The sequence below is a fragment of the Novosphingobium sp. genome, from assembly GCF_025351285.1.
GTDB lineage: Bacteria > Pseudomonadota > Alphaproteobacteria > Sphingomonadales > Sphingomonadaceae > Novosphingobium.
Genome location: NZ_JANXWG010000007.1, coordinates 24,378 through 48,298 on the forward strand (window position 1 = coordinate 24,378; position 23,921 = coordinate 48,298).

A 23,921-nucleotide genomic window follows, 5' to 3' on the forward strand; every position below is an offset into this window, starting at 1 on the left:
GACCTCGCTTTGCTATCCGGGCAGGATCGCCCGGTTGCAGGACAAACGTTGGAACGCGGGGAAACCTTTCCGGGTTCCATGAAAATCACTGTCGCCAATTGTCGCGGGCACCGGGCGCCGGTAGGGTCCGCCGCATGACACCATCCCATACGCAAAGCCCGATGGCCCGCAAGCTGACCCAGTTCATCCTTGCGGGCATGATCGGGGGCGTGCTCGTCGGCTTCGTGCTCAATCGCACGTTCGCACCAACCGATCCCGCGCTGGCTGCGATTGCCGATTATCTGAAGCTGTTTGCCGACGTGTTCCTCAAGCTGATCAAGATGATCATCGCGCCGCTGGTGCTGGCCACGATCGTCACCGGCATCGCTGGCATGGGCGATTCGGCGGCGCTGGGGCGGATCGGCGGCAAGGCGCTGGCGTGGTTCATCACCGCCAGCCTGCTCTCGCTCGGGCTGGGGCTGATTCTGGTCAACCTGCTGCAACCCGGCACGGGGCTGGCGTTCAAGGCGGCGGCCACGGTCGGCGATCTGGCGGTCAAGGACCTGACGTTCCGCCACTTTGTGCTCGAAATCTTCCCCACCAGCATCTTCGACGCGATGGCGCAGAACAATATCCTGCAAATCCTGGTGTTCTCGGTGCTCGCGGGCGTGGGCATTTCCGCGCTGGGGGAGCGCGGCGCGCCATTGGTGCGCGGGGCTGATGCCTTGGCCACGCTGATGCTGCACATCACCGGCTATGTGATGCGCGTGGCGCCGTTCGCGGTGTTCGGCGCGCTGGCCTCGGTGATCGCCACCAAGGGGCTGGGCATCCTGGTCACGTATGGCGTGCTGGTGATCGAATTCTACGGTGGGCTGCTGCTGTTGTGGGCGCTACTGATCGGGGTGGGCGCGCTGTTCCTGGGGCGCCGCGTGCTGACGCTGCTGCGCTATATCCGCCAGCCGATCCTGCTGTCGTTTTCCACCGCGAGTTCCGAAGCCGGGCTCCCCCGCTTGTTCGACGAGCTTGACCGGTTCGGCGTGCCGCGGCGGATTTCGGGCTTCATCCTGCCTTTGGGCTACAGCTTCAACCTCGATGGCTCGATGCTCTACATGAGCTTCGCCTCGATCTTCATCGCACAGGCTTATGGCATCCATTTGCCCGCCGGCACGCAGATCGCCATGCTGCTGACGCTGATGGTCAGCTCGAAGGGCATCGCCGGGGTGCCGCGCGCCAGCTTGGTGGTGATCGCGGCCACGCTTACGCAGTTCCACTTGCCGGTCGAGGGCATCGCGTTGCTGCTCGGCATCGACACCTTCCTCGACATGGGCCGATCGGCCACCAACGTCGTCGGCAACGCGATGGCGACCGCGGTGATCACGCAGAGCGAGGGGATGTTGCAGCCGCTGCGCGATCCCGATGCCGATGTGCTGCCCGCTCCGCACGATACGCCCGAGCATGGGCGTAGAGGGCTGAATATCGATCCTTCCGCCTAGCTAGTCCGGTCGTCCTTTTTCCCCGTTCGTGTCGAGCGAAGTCGACACACGCTGGCGCAGCGCTTCACGTGTCTCGACTGCGCTCGACACGAACGGAAGGGAGGCGCCAGGTCTTGGCGGATGACATCACTTTTTGTCGGGCGGCGCCGGCGTCTTGGGCTTGAACGCGCACAAATCGGCCACCTGACAGCGCCAGCATTCGGGCATGCGCGCTTTGCAGACGTAGCGCCCCTGCAGGATCAGCCAATGGTGCGCATCGCGCCGGAACGGCTGCGGCACGCGCTTTTCGAGCAGCGCCTCGACTTGCTCGGGGGTCTTGCCCTTGGCCAGCCCGGTGCGATTGCCGACCCGGAACACATGCGTATCGACCGCGAAAGTCTCCGCGCCGAACGCGCAATTCATCACGACATTGGCCGTCTTGCGACCAACACCAGGCAGCGTGACGAGCGTGTCGCGGTCGGTCGGCACCTCGCCCGCGTGGTCGCGCACCAGGATTTCCGAAAGCGCGATGACGTTCTTCGCCTTGGAATTGAACAGCCCGATCGTCTTGATATGCTGCTTGAGGGCTTCTTCGCCCAGATCGACCATCGCTTGCGGCGTCTTCACTGCGGCAAACAGCGCGCGCGTCGCCTTGTTGACGCCCACGTCGGTCGCCTGCGCCGAAAGCACCACCGCGACGAGCAATTGGTACGTATTGCCGAATTCCAGCTCGGTAACGGGCGCGGGATTGTCTTCGGCCAGCCGGCGGAAGAATTCGAAGATGTCGGGCTTTTTCACGTGAGGTCGAGCACTTGCGGCATCGTATATCGACCCGCAGCCTTGCCGATCAGCCACCCCGCCGCCCGCACCGCGCCGTTCGCGAAGATCGAGCGGTTCTCGGCGAGGTGCGACAGCGTCAGCCGCTCGCTGTCGCCCAGGAACGCCACCGTGTGATCACCCGCAACGCTGCCGCCGCGCAAGCTGGCGAAGCCGATCGTTCCTGTCTGGCGCGCGCCGGTCACGCCATCGCGCCCGCGCTCGGAATGGTCCGCCAGCGCGATTTCGCGGCCCTTCGCCGCTGCCTCACCCAGCAATAGCGCGGTGCCCGAGGGCGCATCGACTTTCATGCGATGGTGCGTCTCTGAAATCTCGATGTCCCAGTCCTCGCCCAGCCGCTGCGCCGCCTCGCGCACCAGATGCGCCAGCAGCGTGACGCCCAACGAGGTATTACCGGTTTGCAGGACCGCAATAAGTTCGGCGGCCTGGTCGATCAGCCAGTGGTGCCGCTCTTCCAACCCGGTGGTGCCGACCACGATCGGCACGCCGGCGGCCATTGCCGCATCGAGATTGGGTTCAAGCGCGGCGGGGCCGGAGAAATCGACCAGCACGTCGCTGGCAGTCGCCAAGGCAGCAACATCGCCACCCTTGTCGATGCCGCCCGAGAGTTGGTGACCCGCCACCGCGATCGCCTGCGCCAACGCATGGCCCATGCGCCCTTCGCTGCCGATGATGCCTATACGTGCCATTGCCAGTCTCCGTTGCGATGTGCTTCATGGCCGCGATGGCACCACTCCGCAATATCGTGATCCTGACCGGCGCGGGGATTTCCGCCGAAAGCGGGATCGATACCTTCCGCTCGGCCGGCGGGCTTTGGGAGCAGCACAAGGTGGAGGACGTGGCGACGCCCGAGGGCTTTGCGCGCGATCCCGATCTTGTGCTGCGGTTCTACGACATGCGCCGCGCCGCGATCCAGACCAAAACGCCCAATCCGGCGCACGAAGCGTTGGCGAAACTGGATGGCGCGTGGGGCGGCGAACTGCTGATTGTAACCCAGAACGTCGACGATCTGCACGAGAGAGCTGGCGCGACACGGGTGCTCCACATGCACGGCGAACACCTCAACGCCTGGTGCGCCGCCTGCGATGCGCGCCCGCGCTGGACCGAGCCGCTGATCCACCGTCCGCCATGCCCCGCTTGCGGCGAACCCGCGCTGCGCCCCGATGTCGTATGGTTCGGCGAGGTGCCATACGAAATGGACCGCATCCATGCTGCGCTGCGCGAGGCCGATCTGTTCGTCTCGATCGGCACCTCGGGCGCGGTCTATCCGGCCGCAGGTTTCGTCCGCAACGCCCGGTCGCTGGGTGCGCAGACGCTCGAACTGAACCTGGAGGCGAGCCAGGGTTCGCGCTGGTTCGATGAAACCCGGCTTGGCCCCGCGAGCGAAGTGGTGCCCGCGTGGGTGGATGAACTGCTAGGCGGCTGAATCGCAGGCGCGGCAAGCGGGGTCTTTGGGAATGCGCATCGTGCGCAGGCTCGGCACCAGCCCGTCGACCAGATGCAGCTTGCCCCACTGCCGATCGCCCAGCGTCGACGCGCCCGCCAGCAGCACGCGGATCGCCTGCATCGCCGCAAATGCGCCGACGATGCCCACCATCGCGCCCAATACGCCCTGTTCGGCGCACGTATCGCAATCCTCGGCATCGAACGCGTCACCCACGAAGCAGCGGTAGCAGGCCTGATCGGGCAAGTGTCCGGCGAAATTGGCGACCTGGCCCGCAAACCGCCCGAGCGCCGCGCTGGTCAGCGGCACGCCCGCCGCTACGCAGCCGTCCGACACTGCCAGTCGTGTCGCGAAATTGTCGGTGCCGTCGAGCACTACGTTCGCGCCCGCCACCAGCGCCGCCGCGTTGGCCCCAGTCACCCGTTCGATTCGTGCTTCCACCCCAAGCACCGGATCGAACCGCCCCACCCATTCCGCCGCGACTTCGGCTTTGGCGCGGCCCACGTCCGCCGGAGTGAACAGCACCTGCCGTTGCAGGTTCGACACCTCGATCGCGTCACTGTCGATCAGCGTCAGCCGCCCCACGCCGGCACCCGCCAGGTATTGCAGTGCCGGGCACCCGATCCCGCCCATTCCCACCAGCACGACATGCGCCTGCGCCAGCGCGGCCTGCCCGGCGCCGCCCACTTCGGGCAGTACGATATGGCGGGCAAAACGGTCGAGGCGGGCGGGATCAAGCGTCATGCCTGCCGCTTAAAGCAGTTCCGGCGGGATTTACAGGTCGGCCTTCCACCAAGGCTCATACACGTCAAGCCGCGCCAGCGCCTTGCCGGCGCGTTTGAGCAGCTTGTCATGCGACTTGGCCAGCGACGGGATCAATTCGTCCAATTGCGCCGAAAGCCGCGCCGCACCGATCGGTTCAAGCCCGGCAAACAGCGCTTCGTGCCCGGCGGCGAGCACGTCGAGATCGTGCAATTCGCCAAGCCGGTCCTGTACCTTGGTGGCAAGGTCCTTGAAGCGTTCGGCGTGCTTTTCTGCGCGCTCCGACGGATAAAGCGGCGCGAGGAAATCTGCCGCATAGCGCAGCTTCTTGACCGCGATCCGCAGCGCGTGCCGCTCGTCTACGGTCATGCCGGCCGGATCATCCCCCATGCGCCGGATCTTGCGGCGGCGCTTGCGCAAGGCTTTCGCGGCGAACTGCGGCAACCTGGCGCTGCAATCCTGGCCCAGCCACTGGCCTCGCTCGACCCACAACGCGAATGCGAACAACAGCGTCTGGAATTCCGCTCCCGCCAGGAACACCTGCGCCGATTGCATCGCCCGCTCGGCTACTGACCGCACATGGTCGAGCAATTCGGCGGCATTCTGCGCCTTTTCGGCCGGCGCTGCGGTCAGCCTTGCAAGCAGCACATGCGCATCGCGCGCCGGGCCGAGCGCATTGGCAGCGGCTTTCAGCTCCGCATTCAGCACTTCGGCTTGCGCATCATGTTCGAACAGCGGACCGAACAAGCCGAGCCCCGCGCGCAGCCGCCGGATCGCGACGCGGCTCTGGTGAAGCGCCTCGGGATCGCCTGCCGACGCGACCAGCGGCGCATTTTCGAGCAGGTGCGACAGGCACGACCAGGCGATTACCGCGAATCCCTGAGCCGCGCCCATGTCGCGGGAAACGCCGGCCGGGTTGACGCGAGCTGCCACCGCCGCGATTCCATCCGCCTGCGCGAGCGCGCGCGCCGACTTGCTCGCCACCGACCACTGCAAGTCCGGCCCGAGCGGCAGCGCCAGCGCGAGGTCAAGCAGATCGGCCAGCGCACCCGACACCAGTTCGAGTTCCAGTTCGCAAACCGCAGCCTCGCGGGTTCCGGCGCAGATATTGCCCTGGTCGAAAGCGATCTCGATCTCGGCGGAGCCATGCCTGACCCGCCGGGTCGTGCGCGCGATCCTTGTCTCCGCGATGGGCAACAGCGGTTCGCCATCGAGCAACCGTGCCAGAATCGCGCGCGGTTCTTCCGCGAAACCGTCGATGTCGGGCGCCTCGCCGATCGCCGGCACCGTCCATTCGCCGCGCACCACGATCGAATCGGTGCGCGCGGGCAGCTTGACGGTCTGTTCGCGCGCTTGCCCCGTTTCGCGCAACCGCAAGCTGGCGCCGGCCAGCGCGAGGCGCCGATCGGCCGTGTCGAAGTAGCGGGTCACAAGCGCGCTGGCCTGATCCGCCCCGGCCAGTGCCGGATGTTCGCGCAGGCCGGACAGCATGGCGGGCGTCGCGGCCAGCTTGATCTCGGTTTCCAGCGGCGCGCCGATGGTCACGGCTCGACGGCCTTGTCCGCCAGCTTGTGATAGGTCTCCGCGATCGCCGCAATGTCGACCCGCGGTTTCGGCGCCTTGAGCTTCAGGTCCTCCATCGCCTGGCAGATGATCCGCGAAATTACGTGGTTGCGGAACCACTTGTGGTTCGACGGTATCACGTGCCACGGCGCAATTCTGGTGCTGGTGTTGTGGATCATGCCTTCATAGGCCCGCTGATAATCGGTCCACAGCGCACGCTCGGTATAGTCGCTTGCGCTGATCTTCCACTGCCGGTCCTTGTCTTCCAGCCGCATGCGGAAGCGTTCGAGCTGTTCTTCGGCGCTGATGTGGAGGAAGAACTTGAGCACACACGTACCCTGTTCGGTCAGCAGTTCCTCGAACTCGTTGATCTGGTCGTAGCGCTGCTTCCAGGCGCGCTTGTCGATCTGGCCGTGAACGCGCGGCACCAACACGTCTTCGTAGTGCGATCGGTTGAAGATCACGATCTGACCCTTGCGCGGGGTTTTCGCGTGAACGCGCCACAGGAAATCGTGGCCCGCTTCCTCGGGCGTGGGCTTTTCGAACCGCGCGACCGAAATGCCCATCGGGTTCGTGCAACTGAACAAGTGGCGGATCACCCCGTCCTTGCCGCTGGCATCGGGGCCTTGCAGCACGATCAGCAGCGATCGCTGCGCATCGGCGTAAAGCAGGTATTGCATGGCATCGATCCGCTTGAGATCGCGCTGGATCAGTTCGTCGGATTCGTCGCGCAGGCCGGGCTTGCCGTTTTGCGAGGGGTCGATCTTGTCCAGCCGGACTTTCTTGCCGGGCTCGGCCCTGAATTGCGCAATGTCCATCGTGTAAGTCTCCCGCCCGCTTGTCTAACATGAACGCCACGATCGGCGAAACGTGCCCGGGCTGGAACCGGCCGCGCAATCGGCTAAGGCGTGGGCCAAGATGTCCGAACCCGATCTGCCTGTCTGCGTGGCCGCGCTTTACCGCTTTGCGGTGATCCCCGATTGCGCCGCGATCCGCGCGCCGCTGGCGGACTTGTGCCGCGCAGAGGGGATCAAGGGCACGCTGCTGCTCGCGCGCGAAGGGATCAACGGCACGATCGCCGGATCGGATGGAGCCATCGCGCGGGTGATCGCGGCGATCGGCGAAATATTGCTTGATCTCGGGGGCTTTGCTGAACTGGAGGTCAAGTATTCGCGCGCTGCCGCGTTGCCGTTTCATCGCATGAAGGTTCGGATTAAGCGCGAGATCGTGACGATGGGGCAACCGCATATCGATCCGCTGGCAGGCACCGGGCACTATGTCGCGCCGCACGACTGGAACGCGCTGATCGCCGATCCGGGCACGATCGTGATCGACACGCGCAACGATTACGAAGTCGCCATCGGCACGTTCGCCGGCGCGATCGATCCGCAGACGCGCAGCTTCCGCGATTTTCCCGCGTGGTTTCGGGCCGGACGGGCGCGGTTGCTGGGCGAGGGGGCTTCACCCAAAGTCGCGATGTTCTGCACCGGCGGCATCCGCTGCGAAAAATCGACCGCGTTCCTCAAGGCCGAAGGGGTCGATGAGGTCTACCACTTACAAGGCGGCATCCTCAAATACCTGGAAACGGTGCCGGCGCAGGACAGCCTGTGGCAGGGCGAATGCTTCGTGTTCGACGCGCGGGTCGCGGTCGGCCAGGGCCTCGCGCCCGGCACGCACCTGCTTTGCCACGCCTGCCGCCGGCCGATGAAGCCTGCCGATCAAGCCTCGCCCTTGTTCGAGGAAGGCGTAAGCTGCCCGGCCTGCCACGCCGAACGCACCGACGAACAGCGCGCCGGCTATCGCGAGCGGCACCGCCAGGAAACGATCGCCGCCGCACGCGGAGAGACGCACATCGGCGCCATGCTGCCCGATCATGCTGCCTACCAGATGGCGGACACGGCCAGTGCGCCGGTCCTCTACAGCTTCCGGCGCTGCCCATATGCCATGCGCGCACGGCTGGCGCTGCTGGTGAGCGGGCAGGCTTGCGAAATCCGCGAAGTGAAACTGTCGGCCAAGCCCGCCGAATTGCTTGCCGCATCGGCCAAGGCGACCGTGCCAGTGCTGGTGCTGACCGATGGCCGGGTGATCGACGAAAGCCTCGACGTGATGCGCTGGGCGTTGGCGCGGCATGATCCCGAACGCTGGCTCGACGGTGATGATGATGCACTGATCGCCGCCAACGATGGCCCGTTCAAGCACGCGCTCGATCGGACGAAGTATCCCGATCGGCATGGGTCGGACCCGGCGGTGCACCGGGAGGCGGGCCTGTCGTTCCTCGAAACGCTCGAAGCCAGGCTGGCCGTGCAGCCCAACTTGTGCGGGCCCCGGATGGCGCTGGCCGATGCCGCGATCCTGCCGTTTGTGCGCCAGTTCGCCGCAATCGACAGCGCGTGGTTCGCGGCGCAGGCGCTGCCGGCGGTGCAGGCCTGGCTTGCGCGGCACCTGGCCTTGCCGCTGTTCGACGCGGCGATGGTGCGGCTGAAGCCCTGGCAGTACGGGGATGCACCCGTCACGTTTGCGGCCTGATCCGGGTCCGCGGTGTCGCTGGTGCGCGCGGATGCTACCGCTGCTGTTCGGGGTCGGGCAAGTCGTCAACGCCCGTGTTCCGGCCTGATTTTGCCGACGCTGATAGGGCAACCCCGCGTGCCATTCGCGCGATGTCGACCAAGTGGCCGACGATCTTGCGCTGGCCCGGGACCAGCAGGGCACTGACCGCAAAGGTCAGATAGGCAACGCCCAGCGCTGCCAGCAATTGCGTAGGCCCCGTCCACCCCAACTTGCGCTGCATGACCAACAGCAGTCCTGCTATCAGGGCCTGGATCGCGATCGGCGCGGCGGCAAAGGCAATATCGCGCCTGGCGATCGGCCCGACCCGCGTCACCGCACGAAAATTGAGCGGCGTCGCGATCAGCACGAAGCCGATGGCGCCGCCAGCAGCAACACCGGCAACGCCCCAGCGTGAACCGATGAAAAAGCTGACGAAGCTGATCACCATCACCACCAGGTTCATCCGCATCATCTCGTGCGTGCGCGCCTGTGAAATGAACAACCACGCAATGCTGCCGTAAACCGCAGAGGTCAGCCCGCCCACGCAGACCCAGCCGAACACCGGCGCTGCGGCAGCCCAGCGCGGGCCGAACAGCAAGGTGATCACAGCATCGGCATTGAAGATGCACACCAGCATCAGCGGCATGGTCAGCAGTGCCAGCGCGCGGAACAAGTCGAGATAAGTGCGCGCATAGACTTCCGGCCGCCCGACCAGCCGCGCCAGCAGCGGCACCGCCACGCGCCCGATCGGCGCCACCAACTGCCCAAGCGGCTGCGCCACCAGCCGATAGCTGCGGTCATAGAGCCCAAGCGCCTCGGTCCCGGTGGTTATCCCCACGATCATGTTGTCGCCCGACTGGATGAGGAAAACCGCGAGGTTCGAGCCCAGCAGGCCGCTGCCGAATTTCACGTCCTCAAGTAGTCCCGAAAATCGCCTGGGAGCAGAGGGCAGCCAGCGGCACGCCAGCCAGTTGATGGCGGTCGAAACCACCGCGCCGGCAAGTTGTCCATAAACCAAAGACCAGACGCCCCATCCGTGCAAGGCCAGAACTATTGTTGCGGTAATGCTGGTGAGCGACGTCGCCACTTCGGTCAGGCCCAACGCGCGAAAGCGCATCTGCCGGGTCAGCAGGGCATTGGGCAGGACCTGCAACGCCCCGATCGGCACGATGCACGCAAACACCAGCATCACCGGCAACACGCGCGGCTCATGATAGATCCACACCGCGATCGGCCCCGACGCCGCGACCAACAGCGCAACAATCAGACTGAGTGCCAGATTCAGCCAAAACAGCGCCGACACCCGTGCCCGCGTCAATTCGGCGCGCTGCACGATCCCTTGCGCGAAGCCGATGTCGGCGAAAATCTGGATGAAGCTGACCATCGGCATAACCATCGCCAGCAGTCCGAAATCGGCTGCGTAAAGCAACCGCGCCAGCACGATCTGGGAGCCGAGCTGGAGGACGATCCTGACGATTTGCGAAGCGGTCATCACCGCTGCGCCTTCCAGGCTTCGACGTTTGAGAGACTCGGCCGGCGGTACGGCCAGCATCGCGTCGAAGGCTGGCGCTTCGGCGATGCTCACGGCTTCGGCGCGATCATGCCCAGCACCTTTCGGCGCACCCGGTTGAACAGCTTGCGGCGCGATGAGCGCAGCGCGGCCGTGGTGCTGGCCCCGTTGCCGGCCGCGCGTCGTGTGCCCGCGTTCAGCGCATCGATCACGCGGCGTGTTTCGGCAAGGAAGGCGTGGCCGAAATGCAGGTCGGGCTCAAGATAAGTGCCCTCGCCCCATTCGTTCCAGGCATTGATGAACACCATCGCCTCGTCGCGAGAGCCAAGCCCCAGCGCATGGGTTCCGGCGCTATGGAGCCAGTCGCCGTAGAGCTGCGGGGTTGCTCCTGCGAATGTGACGCCGCGCCCGGGTCGCCGGGCATCGTTGTCCCAACCCAGGCAAACACCGGGGAACAGCTTCATCCCGGGCTCTCGCATGGCTTCTTCGGTGCGGGCCGCCTCGGCATAGTCGTGGACCGCGCCAATGAAGGCTGGATCGTAAACAGCAAGCTCGGCAGAGATGTTCTCGAGATGCCCGCTGATCTTGTGCGGCGGAAAACCCGCGACCGCGTCCATGCCATAAGTGCCAGGATCGTTGTCACCGCGGGCCTGCGGCATGATCACGTAGGGATCCGCTTCGCCCGCCGCGCGGATGAAATCGCGCCAGCGTGCCACGGTTGCCTTGCCGTCGGGCAGGATGCCTGGCCGGTAGAGCATCACCAGCGGACGCCCGTCCACGCGGATATAGCGCGGATCGGCGAAGCAGCGCAGCAAGTGCGCGGCATAAGCCAGATCATCCTCGGAGCTGTGAGCCTGCGCTTTCAGGACCTGCTGGTCGAGCCCGTCCCAGGTCCGCGTCCAGTTCTCGTTGGCCCAGTTGAGGCAGAACCGCAGCGGAATGTCGCGATTGGCTAGGATCAGTTCGAGCGGGGTTTCAAGCAGCCGGTCACCGCCGAACCAGTAATCGTGGATACAAAAGCCATAGATCCCCCCGCGCGCGGCAAGGTCCGCCTGCTTGCGGATCGTTTCCACATCCGACAAGTCATAGAAGCCCAGGTCGGCGGGCAGCCGCGGCTGGTAATGGCCCGCGAAACGCGGCAACGCCTTGGTGACCGAGCGCCATTCGGTAAAGCCCGCTCCCCACCAATCGTCGTTCTCGGGGATCGTGTGGAATTGCGGGAGGTAATAGGCGATCGCGCGGACGCGGTGGCTTTCGAGGGGATCTGCGGGCAGCGCCTTGGCGTCTTCCCACAATGGCGACCGATTGGTCATCGCCTTTTGTGCTGCAATCAGTGTCACGGTTTCAGCCCACCCGATCGAGCAATTCTTCGGCCATTCCTGCCCACCTGCTTCGTTGCAAACCGCTGTGCCATGACGAGCAAGGAGCAACAATCCAAAGGTTCGGGAACTGCGATGCTCACGCCACCTTGACTGCGCCTAGAGTCAGAAATTCCGGTTGCCCCCGGTCGAGTCCAGCGTCCAGCGGATGATCCCCATCGCAGCTTAGCGGCGGCTGCGCAAGGGACGCGAGGCGGCGGCTTTCCTCGGCAATCCAGGGGTACGCATCAACCGCCGGCAGATTGCTGACCGTCGCAAACCCGACCCGCCGCAACAGCGCATCGATCCCGCTGCGCGAAAACAGCACCAGGTGACGCGGTGGTTCAAGTCCGCGCCAGGCCGGGCCGAATTGCTTGTGACCGAACGCGTCGATGTTCGGCGTCTCGATATACAAGGTCCCACCCTTGCGCAGCATCCGGTGGCAGACACGCACGAGCAGTTCGGGATCGTGAACGTGCTCGATAACGTGGTTCAGCGTGATGTAGTCGAATTCGCTGGTACGTCCGTCGAGAAGCTCGAGCCCGCCACAATTCACGTTGAGACCTGCCGTTTGGGCTGCATCAACCGCAAGAGGGTCTGGGTCCATGCCCTCGACCTTCCAGCCCATCCGCAAAGCCGACACCAGGAACGTTCCATTCCCGCAGCCGAAATCCAGCAACCGACCCCCGCCGGCGGGCAGCTTCGGCAAGTGGCGGCGTCCATATTCATACGTCAGCTTTTCGCCACGCATCAGGGAAAACAGAAGCCGACCGAACGGCACGGTTGGGCTGAACCGGGTGCCGAACCTGGTGTTCAGAAAATCGTTCAGCACGCCCCGTCGTAGCCACCCGACCAGACCCGCCCGTTGTGGGGATTCTGCCGTCTGCGTGGCGTCGTGTGTGTAGTAAGAGCCATAAGCGGCGCCGATGTGCGCGCTGTCCGGGCGGGGGTCGAGATAAGCCGAGCAGCACTCGAGGCAACGCCACAGAGTCCATCGCCCCGGAGCGACCTGGAATGCCAGATCGCACAAGCCCGCATGTTCGATCCGGCGATCGGCACCCGCGCAAACCGGGCAGAGCGCTACCGATTCGGTCCCGTCCAAAGGCCAGGCCCGATCCCACACCGCAGGCTCGGCAGTCATGGTGTTGTTCATGCGTCGGAACCTATGGGGTTGAGCGGGCCGGCGATCTGCCCGGTCCATTCGCGCCACAGCAGCAGCACCGCCGCCATCAGCGCCGGCCCGAGCACCAGCCCGATCAGCCCAACGGTCTCGATCCCGCCCAGGATGCCCAGCAGCACCCACACGAACGGCAGCCGCGTCGATCCGCCGATCAGCACCGGCCGCACGAAATGATCGGCCACGAACACCACCACCGCGCCGATCGCGAACACCACGATGGCCGCAACCGTGCCGCCGCCAGCCGCCACAAGACCCGCTGCCACCACGATCGCCAGCATCGAGCCGAGCGGCACCACCGACAGCAACCCGGTCAACAGCCCCAGCAACGCGGGGTGCGGCACGCCCGCCACTTCGTAGGCCAGGCCCATGATGACGCCTTCGCCGAGCCCGACGATGACCAGCCCGTTGACCGTGCCGCGGATCGCGCGGACCATCTGCTCACCGACATGCTCGCCCGAAGGTCCGAAAGTCCGGCGCGCGCCGATCCGCAAGGCATCGGCCACGCGGCCGCCGTCGCGCAGCAGGAAGAACAGCACCAGCAGCATGAACCCGATCAGCACCACGCGATGCACCACCAGGCCCAGCAGGTGCCCCCCGCCGCCGAGCCGACCCGCGACCGCGCTGCCTTGCGCCGAAAGCCGGCCGAACACGCCCGGTTGCGCCAGGTTCGCCTGCCACAGCGCCACCAGCCGATCGCCGAATGGCAAGTGCGCCAGCGCGGCCGGAACCGGTATGCCGGTCACGTTGGCGATCTGGAGATACTGGCTGACTTCGACCCAATCGCGCAAAGCGAGCCGCAACACCGCGACCAGCGGGATCACGAAGGCCAGTGCAACCAGCAGCGTGGTCAGCGCCGGCACCAGATCATGCCGCCATCCGGGGGTGGCCGACCGGGCGCGCTCGTGCAGCGGCCACAGCGACACGCCGACGATCACCGCCCAGCCGAGCGCCGGCAGGAACGGCGAAACGATCCACAGCGACGCCAATGTCAGCAGACCCGCCGCGATCAGCGCCGCGCGCTTCTGTCCGGGCGCCCATTCGGCCGCCGCGGCATCGACATGGGTGCCCGGCGGATCGAGCGGATCGGTGTCTTGTGTCATGTTTCGCGCGTTACCGCAGCGCCCGCGCCCCGGCTACCCTTACTCCATGTACCACCCATGGCTGGCGACGAGCGACTGCCCGGTCAGCGCGTTGGTCGGAAACGCGGCGAAGAACAGCGCAACTTCCGCCACATCGTCGATCGAGGTGAATTCGCCATCCACGGTCTGGCCGAGCATTACCTTCTTGACCACTTCGTCTTCCGAAATGCCCAGTTCCCTGGCCTGTTCGGGGATCTGCTTGTCCACCAATGGCGTGCGCACGAAGCCGGGGCAGATCACGTTCGAGCGGACGCCCTTCTTGCCGCCCTCCTTGGCGATCACCTTCGACAGGCCGAGCAACCCGTGCTTGGCGGTGACATAAGCGGATTTGAGCGGCGAGGCCTCTTTCGAGTGGACCGAGCCCATGAAAATGATCGAACCGCTGCTCTTGGCGTACATGTGCGGCAGCACCGCCTTCGAAGTCAGGAACGCGCCATCGAGGTGGATCGCCAGCATCTTTTTCCAGTCGGCCAGGCTGAACGCTTCGACCGGATTGACGATCTGGATGCCGGCGTTCGAAACCAGCACGTCGACCCCGCCCCAAGCGTCGACCACCGCCTGCACACCGGCGTTGACCTGGCCCTCGTCGGTTACGTCCATCGCCACGGCCATGGCTGCACCAGGATGCACGGCGTTGATCGCATCGGCAGCGGCAGTGGCGGCTGCAAGGTTGAGATCCGCGATGGCGACTTTGGCGCCCTCATCGGCATAGCGGCGCGCGATGCCGTTGCCGATGCCGCTGGCCGAACCGGTGACGATGCAGATCTTGTCCTGAAGCTTCATGGGAGACTTTCGTTGGTGGGATGGCGCAGCATCAACCCGCGCGGGCGGGTGCGGGTTCCTGCGCAAGGTGTTCCGGATCGGCCAGGTCGAGCGTGACCATGCCCGATTTGCGCGCGCTCCGGCCATCGTGTCGGTCTTTCCAGCGCGGATCGGCCAGCGAATGCTCGACATCGGCCTTGCCCGCGGCCCAGTGCCCATCGACGGTGGCGCGCGAGAATTCGTAATCCTTCGACTGCGATTCCCACGGCTCGGCGCGGTTGATCAGTTGCAGCACCGTGATTGCGCCAGGGTTCTTTTGCGCGGCGAGCAGCCTGGCATCGGGATCGAACTGAAACTCTGCCGGCAGTTTCGCGACCAGCCGACGGGCCGCGGCGCGCAGCTTTTCGATCTCGCGGTTGAGATCGGTGTTGAGCCGGGTGCGGCTGGAAAAGCGGATGTCCTTTTCGCGCTGGATCGCGTCGGCCAGCGTGCGCGGCAAGGCGCCGCGCGCGGGAAAAAGGTCGACCTGGAAGATCGTCGCGTCGCCTCCATGATCGGGTGCGCCGGTGCGGCCGTCGAGATGATCGAGCACGTGCTGGAGCGGGGTGTTCGAGACGATCCCGCCATCCCAATAAGCCTCACCGTCGATCACCACCGGCGCGAAACCCGGCGGCAACGCGCCGCTGGCCATCACGTGATCGACGGTAATCGTGGTCTCGCGGTTGTCGAAATAGGCGAAGTTGCCGGTGCGCACGTTGACCGCGCCCACGCTGAAGCGGATCGCGCGGGCGTGGTTGATCCGGTCGAAATCGACGAGATCGGCCAATGTGTCGCGCAGCGGCTTGGTGTCGTAAATGCTGATCGCTTCGGGCGAGCCGGGCGGGGACAGTGCGGGCGGAACGAGCCGCGGGGTGAAAAATCCGGGCAGCCCGGTGGTTGCGGTGATCCCGGCCGAAACCTCGTTGAACCAGCGCCGGATCGGTCCGCTCGGGATGAACGCCGGCGCTTGCAGGCGCGATGATACCCGGTCCCAGAACCGATGCAGCTTGTCGATCCGCTGATCCGCCGGGTTGCCTGCGATCAGCGCCGCGTTGATTGCGCCGATCGAAATCCCTGCGATCCAGTCGGGCGACCAGCCCGCCGCCGCCAGCGCCTCGAAGACCCCGGCCTGGTATGCGCCCAGCGCACCGCCGCCTTGCAGGACCAGCGCGGTGGTGCCGTGCGGCGCTTGGGTCTGCGGTGTGGCCATGGCCGTTGGAAAACTCCGCACGAGGAAAGGGATGATCTTACTCTACTCCCGCCATGTTTTGGTGCAATGCACAATGATTGCGCTGCGCTGCAAAAGATGACGGCCGCGAAGGCTTTGCCGATCGGTCAGGTTGACACGTGCAACCACGGTGCAATGTCGTTGGACGTCTAATGCAGCGAACTTCGGAAAGCCGATGACGATCCAGATGCCCGCACCCGACCAGACCGTGCTTGCGCGGCGTAGCGAGATCGTCGCGGCGCTCGCGCGGATCGTGCCGGGCGAAGGCGTGGTGTCGGACGAGCCCAGTTTGCGCGCGTTCGAATCCGATGGGCTGACTGCTTACGCGCAATTGCCGATGGTTGCGGTGCTGCCCGAAACGGTAAGCCAGGTCGCGGCGATCCTGCGATACTGTTCCGATAACGGCATCAAGGTCGTGCCGCGCGGATCGGGTACATCGCTGTCGGGCGGCGCGCTGCCGTTGGCCGATGGCGTGCTGCTGGGCATGGGCCGGTTCAACAAGGTGCTGCGGATCGACTATGCCGATCGGATCGCGGTGGTCCAGCCGGGCGTGACCAACCTGGCGATCACCCGCGCGGTCGAGGGCGAGGGGTTCTACTATGCGCCCGATCCTTCCAGCCAGATCGCCTGCTCGATCGGCGGAAATGTGGCGGAAAACGCGGGTGGGGTGCATTGCCTGAAGTACGGGCTGACCACCAACAACGTGCTCGGCGTCGAACTGGTGCTGATCGACGGCACGGTGCTGCGGCTGGGCGGAGAGGCGCTTGAACCGGCGGGACTGGATCTGTTGGGCGTGGTCGTCGGCTCGGAAGGGCTGCTCGGCGTCGTCACCGAAGTGACCGTGCGCATCCTGTCCAAACCCGCCACCGCGCGCGCGCTGTTGATGGGTTTCCCCGATGCCAAATCCGCGGGCAATGCGGTGGCGGCGGTGATCGGCGCGGGGATCGTGCCGGCGGGCATGGAGATGATGGATCGGCCCGCGATCCACGCGGCCGAGGCTTTCGTCCACGCCGGATATCCGCTCGACGTTGGCGCGCTGCTGATCGTCGAGGTCGACGGGCCCGAAGCCGAATGCGACCATCTGGCCGAAGTGATCGGCGCGATCGGGCGTGAAAATGGTGCCGGCCTGGTGCGCGCTTCGACCAGCGAGGCCGAACGCATGGCATTCTGGGCGGGTCGCAAGGCGGCTTTCCCGGCGGTGGGGCGGATTTCTCCCGATTACTACTGCATGGACGGCACGATCCCGCGCCGCCAGCTTGCGCACGTGCTCGCGCGGATCGAGCAATTGGGCGACGAATGCGGGCTCAAGGTCGCCAACGTGTTCCACGCGGGCGACGGCAACCTGCACCCGCTGATCCTCTACGATCGCGACAAGCCGGGCGAACTCGATGCGGCGGAGGAATTCGGCAACGCGATCCTGCGGCTGTGTGTCGAAGTCGGCGGGGTGCTGACCGGCGAACACGGCGTGGGCATCGAAAAGCGCGACCTGATGGGCGAAATGTTCACCGAAACCGACCTGGAGCAGCAGCAGCGGGTTGGCCGCGCGTTCGATCCGCAAGCGTTGCTCAATCCGGGCAAGGTGTTCCCGATGCTTCACCGCTGCGCCGAGATGGGCCGGGTGCATGTCCACAATGGGCAGACACGCTTCCCCGAATTGCCGCGCTTCTGATGGAGGCGCTGCGGCCCACCTCGGTCGAGGACTTGTGCGCGATCGTCGCAGAGTCGCGCGAGCCGCTGGAGATTCGCGGCGGCGGGACCAAGGCGCTTGTAGGCGCGCCGAACGCGGCAAGAGTGCTCGACATGCGGGGCCTTGCGGGCGTGATCGACTACGATCCGGCCGAACTGGTGATCACTCTGCGCGCCGGCACGCCGCTGCGCAAAGTGACCGAATTGCTTGCCGCAAATGGCCAGCATCTGCCGTTCGAACCATGGGATCACGCGCCGCTATTCAGCAAACCGGCGGGTGAGGCCACCATCGGCGGCGTGATCGCGGCGGGTGTTGCCGGCCCGCGTCGGGTAACAGCGGGCGGCGCGCGCGATCATCTGCTGGGGCTGACCGCGGTAACCGGGCGCGGCGAAGTGCTCGTCGCGGGCGCGCGGGTGGTCAAGAACGTAACCGGCTATGACGTGCCGAAGCTGTTCGCAGGGTCATGGGGGCGGCTGGGGGCGATGGCGGAACTGACGCTCAAGGTGCTGCCCGCCCCGCGCGAAACCGCGACTCTGGCGATCGCTGGGCTGGGCCCACGTGCGGCGCAGGCGGCGATGGCGGCGGCGCTGGGCAGCCCGCACGGGGTGTGCTCGGCGGCGCATCTGCCGCAGACGTTCGACCGTGCCGGCCCCCATACTCTGCTGCGCTTTGCCGGTTTTGCGCCATCGGTGACGGCGCGATGTGCCGGGCTGGAAGCGACTTTGGCGGCGCATGGTGCGCTGATTCGGCTCCCCGAAGATTACGCCGATCGGCTGTGGGCCGAGATCACCGTGCCCGTGCCGCTCGATGGGCCGGTGCTGTGGCGGCTGGCGCTGCCTCCGTCCGAAGCGCCCGCATTGGCAGAACGGTTCGAGGCCGACGGCGCGCGCTGGTTCATGGACTGGGGCGGGGGGCTGCTGTGGCTCGAATGGGAGGATGAGGCGGGGATGGACCCGGCCGAAGTGCGTGCCGTGGCAGAGGTTGCGCGCGGCCACGCCATGCTCCTGCGCGCCCCCGAAGCTCTGCGCCGTTCGGTGCCTGCCCAGCACTCGCGCCTGGCCGCGCTGATGGCGCTCGAAGGGCGGGTGCGCGCGGCATTCGATCCGGCGGGCGTGTTTGAAACGGGACGCTGGCTCGATGTCTGATCCCGGTACAGCCGCCGAAATCCGCCGTTGCGTCCATTGCGGCTTCTGCACCGCGACCTGCCCGACATACGTTTTACTGGGCGACGAGCGCGATTCCCCGCGCGGGCGGATCGTGTTGATGAAGGACTTGCTGACGAACGACGCCGAACCCAGCGCGCAAGTGGTGCGGCACATCGATCGCTGCCTGTCATGCCTGGGTTGCGTGACTGCGTGCCCATCGGGGGTCGATTATCGCCAGTTGATCGATGCGGCGCGCGTGGCGGTGGACGAGCGTTACACCCGGCCCTGGCCTGACCGGCTTGCGCGTGCGGTGCTGGCCGCCGTGCTGCCGCATCGGGGTCGGTTCAGGCTGGCGCTGCGGCTTGCGCCGCTCGGGCGAGCGTTCCTGCCCTTGATCGACCGCTTTGCCAGTGCGAGGCCGCTTGCAGCCATGCTGCGAATGGCGAGCCCGCTCGTCGACCGGCGCAATACTGTTCTGCCGATCGCGGTGCCGGCAAGCGCGCGCTGCGTCGCGCTGTTCACGCCTTGCGCAGAGCCGGACTTGCGGCCCGAGATCGCGCAGGCCACCGAACGGCTGCTCGCGCGCTGCGGCTTTCGCGTGGTGCACGTTTCGGGCGAAGGGTGCTGCGGCGCGCTGGTCCACCACCTCGGGCGCGAGTCCAGCGCCCACGCTTCGGCCCGCCGCAACGTCGACGCTTGGGAAACGGCGATTGCACGCGACGGGATCGAGGCCATCGTCGTGACCGCATCGGGCTGTACGTCCGAGATCAAGCGCTATGGCAGCCTGCTTGCCGACGATCCGGCTTATGCAGCGCGCGCCGCGCGAATTGCCGCGATGGTCCGCGACACCACCGAAGTGATCGCGCCGTCAGATCTGCCGCACGGAGTCAGGCCCGACCTCATGGTGGCCTGGCAGGCACCATGCTCGCTGACGCACGGCCAGCGGATCGGCGATGCCGGGCAACGCCTGCTCGAAGCCGCCGGGTTCAGCGTGAAGACCCCCGCCGAAGCGCACTTGTGCTGCGGATCGGCGGGCACGTACAACATCCTGCAGAGCGAAATCGCCGGGCAACTCGGCGCGCGCAAGGCGGCGGCGTTGGCGGCAACTGGCGCGCAAGTCGTGGCCACCAGCAACATCGGGTGTGCCACGCAAGTGGCGATGCACGGCGGCTTGCCGGTGGTCCACGTGATCGAACTGGTCGATTGGGCCAGCGGCGGGCCGGTGCCGCCGGTGCTGGCCGCGCACCTCGCCCAGACTCGCGCGGCCTCGACACGCGCGGCCTTGCCCGCCTAAGGCCACGCGATGCTGTATCCGCTGATCCGCCCGCTGTTGTTCGGTCTCGATCCCGAACGCGCGCACCACATGTCGATTGCCGCGTTGAGATGGCGGCCGGGCGGTGCGCCGCCGATCGTGGGTCCGCTCGCCACCACGGTTGCCGGGATCGCATTTCCCAATCCGGTCGGGCTGGCGGCGGGGTTCGACAAGGATGCCGAAGTCACCGACGCGCTGTTCGCGCTGGGCTTCGGCTTCGTCGAGGTGGGCACGATCCCGCCGCTGCCGCAGCCCGGCAACCCGCGCCCGCGGCTGTTCCGGCTGGCCGAGGACCGCGCGGTGATCAACCGCTTCGGCTTCAACAGCCAGGGGGCCGAGGTTGCGCGCGCGCGGCTGGCAGCGCGCCACGGCAAGCCCGGCGTGGTCGGCATCAATATCGGCGCGAACAAGGATGCGGCCGATCGCGTGGCCGATTACGCGACGATGATGCGGATGATGGCGCCGCTGGCGACGTATATCACGGTCAACATCTCCAGCCCCAACACCCCCGGCTTGCGCGCATTGCAGGACAAAGGTGCGCTGGCGGCGTTGCTCGATGCGGTGATCGAGGCGCGCGGTACGTCCACCGTGCCGATCTTCCTCAAGGTCGCGCCCGATCTGGAACCGGCAGACATCGATGCGATTGCGCGGATCGCGATCGACCGGCGGCTGGGCGCGCTGATCGTGGGCAACACCACGGTTTCACGGCCGCCCTTGGCATCTCCGCACGCAGGCGAGGCTGGCGGATTGTCGGGCGCGCCTTTGGCCGTGCTCGCGCTCCAGCGTCTGCGCGATTTCCGCAAGGCTACGGGCGGGGCGATGCCGCTGGTCGGCGTGGGCGGGATCGATTCCGCCGAATCGGCCTGGGCGCGCATCCGTGCGGGCGCCAGCCTGGTGCAGATCTACTCGGCGATGGTCTATGAAGGGCCGTTCCTCGCCCGCCGGATCGTGCGTGCACTGCCCGGGCTGATGCGCCGCGACGGCTTCGCGACGATTGCCCAAGCGGTCGGCAGCGAGGGCGCTTGACCGCGCACGTCCTCGCAATAAGGTAGCAAACAACAACGGATCGTAACACGTTCAACCAAGGGAGAATGCCAATGTTCAGTCACGTCATGGTCGGCAGCAACGATGTCGCCAAAGCGAAGAAGTTCTATGACGCCACCTTTGCCGCACTTGGCGGCAAGCCCGGCATGCAGGACGACAAGGGCCGCCTGATCTACATGCACAACGGCGGCATGTTCCTCGTCACCCCGCCGATCAACGGTGAGCCCGCTTGCGGCGCCAACGGCGGCACGATCGGCTTTGCCATGGATTCGCCCGAACAGGCCGATGCCTGGCACGCTGCGGGCGTGGCCAATGGCGGAACCGCGATCGAAGACGCGCCGGGGGTGCGCGAAGCCAGCTTCGGCAAGCTGTATCTCGCCTATTTGCGCGATCCTTGCGGTAACAAGCTGTGCGCGCTGAAGCGGATGGATTGACGATTTGACCGGTTTCCCGGGGGCCTCGGCTCCCGGGAAACGACGCGTTCAGTCGCGGACCTGCCTGGCGATCGCGTCGAGCAGCCCGTTGACGAACTTGGCTTCGCGCTCGTCGAAAAACGCGTGCGCCACATCGACATATTCGCTGATCGCGGTGGCCTTGGGCACATCGGCGCGGGCGAGCAGTTCGTACGTGCCGACGCGCAGGATCTGCAGCATCGTGCGATCCAGCCGGACCAGCGACCAGCCTTCGGCCAGCTTGCCGGCGATCAGCGCGTCGATTTCTTCGATCCGCACGATCGTGCCTTTGACGAGATCGTCGAAAAACACGTGATCGGCCTCGTTGTAAGTTACATCCTCGATCTCTGCGCCCAGCCGGTGCTGATGGAATTCATCGAGCAGCAACGCCAGCCCGGTCTTCTCCATCTGGTACTGGTACAGCGCCTGCACGGCGGCGAGTCGCGCGGCCGCGCGCGCGGGGGATGCGTGTTTGCGGGGGTTCATCGATCTAGCCTTAGTTCAATTGAGCGCGCGTGCGCAGCGAGGCCTTCGGCGTGTGCCAGCGCGATGGCGGCGTGGCCGACTTCAGCAAGGGAGGCCTGATTGGCGCAAATGAAGCTGGTGCGCTTCATGAAATCGAGCACCGAAAGGCCCGAGGCAAAACGCGCGCGACGCCCGGTGGGCAGAACGTGGTTCGGCCCGGCCAGGTAATCGCCAACGGCTTCTGGGGTCATGCGGCCCAGGAACACCGATCCGGCGTGGCGGATGCTTGCAAACAGCAGTTCGGGATCGGCGGTGGCGATCTCGACGTGCTCGGCCGCCAGCGCATTGGCCAGTGCGGGCACATCGTCGAGCGAGCCCACCACGATCACGGTGCCGTAGCGGTCCCAGCTTTCGCGCGCGACTTTTTCGGTAGGCAGGCGCGCCAGTTCATCGTCCACCATCGCGATGACGGCGTCGGCAAAGTCGCCATCGTCGGTGATCAGGATCGATTGCGCGGCGGGATCGTGCTCGGCCTGGCTGAGCAGGTCGACGGCGATCCAGCGCGGATCGTTGCCCGCGTCGGCGATCACGAGAATCTCGGATGGTCCCGCCACCATGTCGATGCCCACCACGCCGTAAAGCTGGCGCTTGGCCTCCGCCACCCAGGCGTTACCGGGGCCGGTGATCACGTCGACCGGCTTTATCCGCTGCGTGCCGTAAGCCAGCGCCGCGACGGCCTGCGCGCCGCCCACGCGCCACACTTCGTCCACGCCGGCCAGATGGGCGGCGGCCAGCACCAGCGGGTTCGCTTCGCCGCCGGGGGTCGGCGTCACCACCACCAGCCGGCCGACGCCGGCGACTTTGGCGGGGATGGCGTTCATCAGCAGCGACGAGGGATAAGCCGCGCGGCCGCCCGGTACATAGAGGCCGGCGCCATCGACCGCAGTCCAGCGCGCACCCAGCCGCATGCCGGTGGCGTCGATATGGTCGCGGTCTTCAGGACGTTGCGCCTCGTGGTAGTCGCGGATGCGCGCGGCGGCGAGTTCCAGCGCGGCGCGCAAGGTCGGCTCAATGCCCTCGAACGCGGCGCGGCATTCTTCTGGCGTGATCCGCCAGTCGGCATCGCCCAGCACGTGGCCGTCGAACCGTTCGGTCAGCTCGGCCAGCGCGGCGTCGCCTTCGCTGCGCACACGCTTGAGGATCGCGGCCACGTCGCGTGCCACGTCGTCGTCGCTCTCGCGCCGGTCATCGACCAGCCGCGCGAAAGCCTCGGCAAAGCCGGGGTCGCGGGAGGAAAGCCGTTGCATCAGGCCGCAACCGCCGCGCGGAAGGCGTCGATCAGCGCCGAAAGCCGCGCCGAATCGGTCTTGAGCGCGGCGCGGTTGACGATCAGCCGCGCCGAGACCGGCATCAGCCGTTCGGTTTCGACCAGGCCATTGTCCTTCAATGTGCGCCCGGTCGAAACCAGATCGACGATCCGGCTGGCGAGCCCCAGGCTGGGCGCCAACTCCATCGCGCCGTTCAGCTTGACCACTTCGGCCTGCACGCCCTGGCTTTCGAAGTAGCGGCGGGTGATGTTGGGGTACTTGGTGGCAACGCGCGCATGACTTTCCCGACCATTGGCAGATTCGCCCGCGCCCACCGGCTCGGCTACCGACAGCCGGCAATGGCCGATATCGAGATCGACCGGCGCGTAGAGATCGGCATAGTCGAACTCGTCGATCACGTCAGAACCGACAATGCCCGCTTGCGCCGCGCCATGCGCGACGAACGTGGCCACATCGAACGCGCGCACGCGGATCAACGTGATATCTTCGCGGGTGGTCGCAAACGACAGCGCGCGCGAATGCTTGTCGTGGAACTCGGCATCGGGCACGATTCCGGCGCGGGCCAGCAAAGGCAGCGCTTCATCGAGGATGCGACCCTTGGGGATCGCGAATACGAGTTTGGGGACGAGCTTGGGCAAGGGTGCGGACATCGACATGATAGCCGCGCC

At 66.2% G+C, this 23,921-nt stretch carries 22 protein-coding genes and 1 pseudogene; 9 read left to right on the forward strand and 14 right to left on the reverse strand.

Annotation, left to right across the window (positions count from 1 at the left end; all coding sequences use genetic code 11):
• Positions 1 to 161: 161 nt before the first annotated feature.
• Positions 162 to 1,472 carry a dicarboxylate/amino acid:cation symporter gene (locus Q0R16_RS00885; RefSeq protein ID WP_295630939.1) on the forward strand — a complete coding sequence of 437 codons (1,311 nt, stop codon included), beginning with the start codon at positions 162 to 164 and terminating at the stop codon, positions 1,470 to 1,472.
• A gap of 126 nt (positions 1,473 to 1,598) precedes the next feature.
• On the opposite strand, the gene nth is transcribed toward Q0R16_RS00885, so the two are convergent.
• Together nth and dapB are read right to left on the reverse strand one after the other, a co-directional pair.
• Positions 1,599 to 2,249: an endonuclease III gene (nth, locus tag Q0R16_RS00890; protein ID WP_295630842.1), complete on the reverse strand. Its 651-nt coding sequence runs from the start codon at positions 2,247 to 2,249 to the stop codon at positions 1,599 to 1,601.
• On the reverse strand, positions 2,246 to 2,977 hold the full coding sequence (gene dapB / locus Q0R16_RS00895) for a 4-hydroxy-tetrahydrodipicolinate reductase (protein ID WP_295630844.1): 732 nt from the start codon (positions 2,975 to 2,977) through the stop codon (positions 2,246 to 2,248). The genes nth and dapB overlap by 4 nt, the downstream gene beginning before the upstream one ends.
• 35 nt (positions 2,978 to 3,012) lie before the next feature.
• On the opposite strand from dapB, the gene Q0R16_RS00900 reads away from it, so the two are divergent.
• Entirely contained in the window at positions 3,013 to 3,714 is a 702-nt protein-coding gene (locus tag Q0R16_RS00900) for an NAD-dependent deacylase (protein WP_295630846.1), read from the forward strand.
• On the opposite strand, the gene Q0R16_RS00905 is transcribed toward Q0R16_RS00900, so the two are convergent.
• From Q0R16_RS00905 to Q0R16_RS00915, 3 genes are read right to left on the reverse strand one after another with little or no spacing between them, the layout of a single operon-like run.
• Positions 3,703 to 4,476 (reverse strand): HesA/MoeB/ThiF family protein, encoded by a 774-nt coding sequence (locus Q0R16_RS00905; protein WP_295630848.1) that lies wholly within the window; start codon positions 4,474 to 4,476, stop codon positions 3,703 to 3,705. The two genes, Q0R16_RS00900 and Q0R16_RS00905, sit on opposite strands and share 12 nt — an antisense overlap.
• 30 nt (positions 4,477 to 4,506) lie before the next feature.
• The gene (locus Q0R16_RS00910) at positions 4,507 to 6,039 is read right to left on the reverse strand and encodes a CHAD domain-containing protein (protein ID WP_295630850.1); all 1,533 of its coding nucleotides are present in this window, start codon (positions 6,037 to 6,039) and stop codon (positions 4,507 to 4,509) included.
• Positions 6,036 to 6,875 carry a PPK2 family polyphosphate kinase gene (locus tag Q0R16_RS00915; RefSeq protein WP_295630852.1) on the reverse strand — a complete coding sequence of 280 codons (840 nt, stop codon included), beginning with the start codon at positions 6,873 to 6,875 and terminating at the stop codon, positions 6,036 to 6,038. Before Q0R16_RS00915 ends, Q0R16_RS00910 begins: the two co-directional genes overlap by 4 nt.
• A gap of 100 nt (positions 6,876 to 6,975) precedes the next feature.
• Between Q0R16_RS00915 and Q0R16_RS00920 the strand changes: the two are divergent.
• Positions 6,976 to 7,923, forward strand: a pseudogene (locus tag Q0R16_RS00920) (rhodanese-related sulfurtransferase); the annotation flags it as partial.
• Positions 7,924 to 7,944: 21 nt separating this feature from the next.
• The gene (locus Q0R16_RS00925) at positions 7,945 to 8,583 is read left to right on the forward strand and encodes a glutathione S-transferase (protein ID WP_295630941.1); all 639 of its coding nucleotides are present in this window, start codon (positions 7,945 to 7,947) and stop codon (positions 8,581 to 8,583) included.
• A gap of 34 nt (positions 8,584 to 8,617) precedes the next feature.
• Here the strand turns inward: Q0R16_RS00925 and Q0R16_RS00930 are convergent, their stop codons facing one another.
• The 6 genes from Q0R16_RS00930 to Q0R16_RS00955 all read right to left on the reverse strand — a co-directional run bounded on the left by Q0R16_RS00930 (position 8,618) and on the right by Q0R16_RS00955 (position 15,802).
• The gene (locus Q0R16_RS00930) at positions 8,618 to 10,156 is read right to left on the reverse strand and encodes a lipopolysaccharide biosynthesis protein (RefSeq protein ID WP_295630943.1); all 1,539 of its coding nucleotides are present in this window, start codon (positions 10,154 to 10,156) and stop codon (positions 8,618 to 8,620) included.
• A gap of 29 nt (positions 10,157 to 10,185) precedes the next feature.
• The gene (locus tag Q0R16_RS00935) at positions 10,186 to 11,427 is read right to left on the reverse strand and encodes a glycoside hydrolase family 99-like domain-containing protein (RefSeq protein WP_295630854.1); all 1,242 of its coding nucleotides are present in this window, start codon (positions 11,425 to 11,427) and stop codon (positions 10,186 to 10,188) included.
• 145 nt (positions 11,428 to 11,572) lie between these two features.
• Positions 11,573 to 12,304: a class I SAM-dependent methyltransferase gene (locus tag Q0R16_RS00940; RefSeq protein WP_295630856.1), complete on the reverse strand. Its 732-nt coding sequence runs from the start codon at positions 12,302 to 12,304 to the stop codon at positions 11,573 to 11,575.
• 317 nt (positions 12,305 to 12,621) lie between these two features.
• Positions 12,622 to 13,752: an AI-2E family transporter gene (locus Q0R16_RS00945; RefSeq protein ID WP_295630858.1), complete on the reverse strand. Its 1,131-nt coding sequence runs from the start codon at positions 13,750 to 13,752 to the stop codon at positions 12,622 to 12,624.
• Positions 13,753 to 13,791: 39 nt separating this feature from the next.
• On the reverse strand, positions 13,792 to 14,574 hold the full coding sequence (locus tag Q0R16_RS00950; protein WP_295630860.1) for a 3-hydroxybutyrate dehydrogenase: 783 nt from the start codon (positions 14,572 to 14,574) through the stop codon (positions 13,792 to 13,794).
• Between the two features lie 31 nt (positions 14,575 to 14,605).
• Complete coding sequence (locus tag Q0R16_RS00955) at positions 14,606 to 15,802, reverse strand: patatin-like phospholipase family protein (protein ID WP_295630862.1); 1,197 nt, start codon at positions 15,800 to 15,802, stop codon at positions 14,606 to 14,608.
• A 193-nt stretch (positions 15,803 to 15,995) separates the two neighbouring features.
• Between Q0R16_RS00955 and Q0R16_RS00960 the strand changes: the two genes are divergently transcribed.
• From Q0R16_RS00960 to Q0R16_RS00980, 5 genes are all read left to right on the forward strand, one after another.
• Positions 15,996 to 17,489, forward strand: coding sequence for an FAD-linked oxidase C-terminal domain-containing protein (locus Q0R16_RS00960; RefSeq protein WP_295630864.1), 1,494 nt, complete (start codon positions 15,996 to 15,998; stop codon positions 17,487 to 17,489).
• On the forward strand, positions 17,489 to 18,652 hold the full coding sequence (locus Q0R16_RS00965; protein WP_295630866.1) for an FAD-binding protein: 1,164 nt from the start codon (positions 17,489 to 17,491) through the stop codon (positions 18,650 to 18,652). The genes Q0R16_RS00960 and Q0R16_RS00965 overlap by 1 nt, the downstream gene beginning before the upstream one ends.
• Positions 18,645 to 19,946: a glycolate oxidase subunit GlcF gene (gene glcF, locus Q0R16_RS00970; protein WP_295630868.1), complete on the forward strand. Its 1,302-nt coding sequence runs from the start codon at positions 18,645 to 18,647 to the stop codon at positions 19,944 to 19,946. Before Q0R16_RS00965 ends, glcF begins: the two co-directional genes overlap by 8 nt.
• 9 nt (positions 19,947 to 19,955) lie before the next feature.
• Positions 19,956 to 20,990 (forward strand): quinone-dependent dihydroorotate dehydrogenase, encoded by a 1,035-nt coding sequence (locus tag Q0R16_RS00975; protein ID WP_295630870.1) that lies wholly within the window; start codon positions 19,956 to 19,958, stop codon positions 20,988 to 20,990.
• Between the two features lie 71 nt (positions 20,991 to 21,061).
• Positions 21,062 to 21,442: a VOC family protein gene (locus Q0R16_RS00980; protein ID WP_295630872.1), complete on the forward strand. Its 381-nt coding sequence runs from the start codon at positions 21,062 to 21,064 to the stop codon at positions 21,440 to 21,442.
• A 48-nt stretch (positions 21,443 to 21,490) separates the two neighbouring features.
• Here Q0R16_RS00980 and nusB read toward each other — a convergent pair whose 3' ends face one another.
• From nusB to hisG, 3 genes are read right to left on the reverse strand one after another with little or no spacing between them, the layout of a single operon-like run.
• Positions 21,491 to 21,946, reverse strand: coding sequence for a transcription antitermination factor NusB (gene nusB / locus Q0R16_RS00985; protein WP_295630874.1), 456 nt, complete (start codon positions 21,944 to 21,946; stop codon positions 21,491 to 21,493).
• Positions 21,943 to 23,232, reverse strand: a complete 1,290-nt coding sequence (gene hisD / locus Q0R16_RS00990) for a histidinol dehydrogenase (RefSeq protein ID WP_295630876.1) — start codon at positions 23,230 to 23,232, stop codon at positions 21,943 to 21,945. The genes nusB and hisD overlap by 4 nt, the downstream gene beginning before the upstream one ends.
• The gene (hisG, locus tag Q0R16_RS00995) at positions 23,232 to 23,903 is read right to left on the reverse strand and encodes an ATP phosphoribosyltransferase (RefSeq protein WP_295630945.1); all 672 of its coding nucleotides are present in this window, start codon (positions 23,901 to 23,903) and stop codon (positions 23,232 to 23,234) included. The genes hisD and hisG overlap by 1 nt, the downstream gene beginning before the upstream one ends.
• Positions 23,904 to 23,921 lie beyond the last annotated feature (18 nt).

Coding starts and splice junctions, on each gene's coding strand:
- Q0R16_RS00965 (WP_295630866.1), top strand. CDS start 17,489: ATGGAGGCGCTGCGGCCCACCTCGGTCGAGGACTTGTGCGCGATCGTC.
- nusB (WP_295630874.1), bottom strand. CDS start 21,946: ATGAACCCCCGCAAACACGCATCCCCCGCGCGCGCGGCCGCGCGACTC.
- Q0R16_RS00935 (WP_295630854.1), bottom strand. CDS start 11,427: ATGACCAATCGGTCGCCATTGTGGGAAGACGCCAAGGCGCTGCCCGCA.
- Q0R16_RS00945 (WP_295630858.1), bottom strand. CDS start 13,752: ATGACACAAGACACCGATCCGCTCGATCCGCCGGGCACCCATGTCGAT.
- Q0R16_RS00905 (WP_295630848.1), bottom strand. CDS start 4,476: ATGACGCTTGATCCCGCCCGCCTCGACCGTTTTGCCCGCCATATCGTA.
- glcF (WP_295630868.1), top strand. CDS start 18,645: ATGTCTGATCCCGGTACAGCCGCCGAAATCCGCCGTTGCGTCCATTGC.
- dapB (WP_295630844.1), bottom strand. CDS start 2,977: ATGGCACGTATAGGCATCATCGGCAGCGAAGGGCGCATGGGCCATGCG.
- Q0R16_RS00925 (WP_295630941.1), top strand. CDS start 7,945: ATGGCGGACACGGCCAGTGCGCCGGTCCTCTACAGCTTCCGGCGCTGC.
- hisD (WP_295630876.1), bottom strand. CDS start 23,232: ATGCAACGGCTTTCCTCCCGCGACCCCGGCTTTGCCGAGGCTTTCGCG.
- Q0R16_RS00885 (WP_295630939.1), top strand. CDS start 162: ATGGCCCGCAAGCTGACCCAGTTCATCCTTGCGGGCATGATCGGGGGC.
- Q0R16_RS00975 (WP_295630870.1), top strand. CDS start 19,956: ATGCTGTATCCGCTGATCCGCCCGCTGTTGTTCGGTCTCGATCCCGAA.
- hisG (WP_295630945.1), bottom strand. CDS start 23,903: ATGTCCGCACCCTTGCCCAAGCTCGTCCCCAAACTCGTATTCGCGATC.
- Q0R16_RS00955 (WP_295630862.1), bottom strand. CDS start 15,802: ATGGCCACACCGCAGACCCAAGCGCCGCACGGCACCACCGCGCTGGTC.
- Q0R16_RS00980 (WP_295630872.1), top strand. CDS start 21,062: ATGTTCAGTCACGTCATGGTCGGCAGCAACGATGTCGCCAAAGCGAAG.
- Q0R16_RS00950 (WP_295630860.1), bottom strand. CDS start 14,574: ATGAAGCTTCAGGACAAGATCTGCATCGTCACCGGTTCGGCCAGCGGC.
- Q0R16_RS00960 (WP_295630864.1), top strand. CDS start 15,996: ATGACGATCCAGATGCCCGCACCCGACCAGACCGTGCTTGCGCGGCGT.
- Q0R16_RS00930 (WP_295630943.1), bottom strand. CDS start 10,156: ATGCTGGCCGTACCGCCGGCCGAGTCTCTCAAACGTCGAAGCCTGGAA.
- Q0R16_RS00915 (WP_295630852.1), bottom strand. CDS start 6,875: ATGGACATTGCGCAATTCAGGGCCGAGCCCGGCAAGAAAGTCCGGCTG.
- Q0R16_RS00900 (WP_295630846.1), top strand. CDS start 3,013: ATGGCACCACTCCGCAATATCGTGATCCTGACCGGCGCGGGGATTTCC.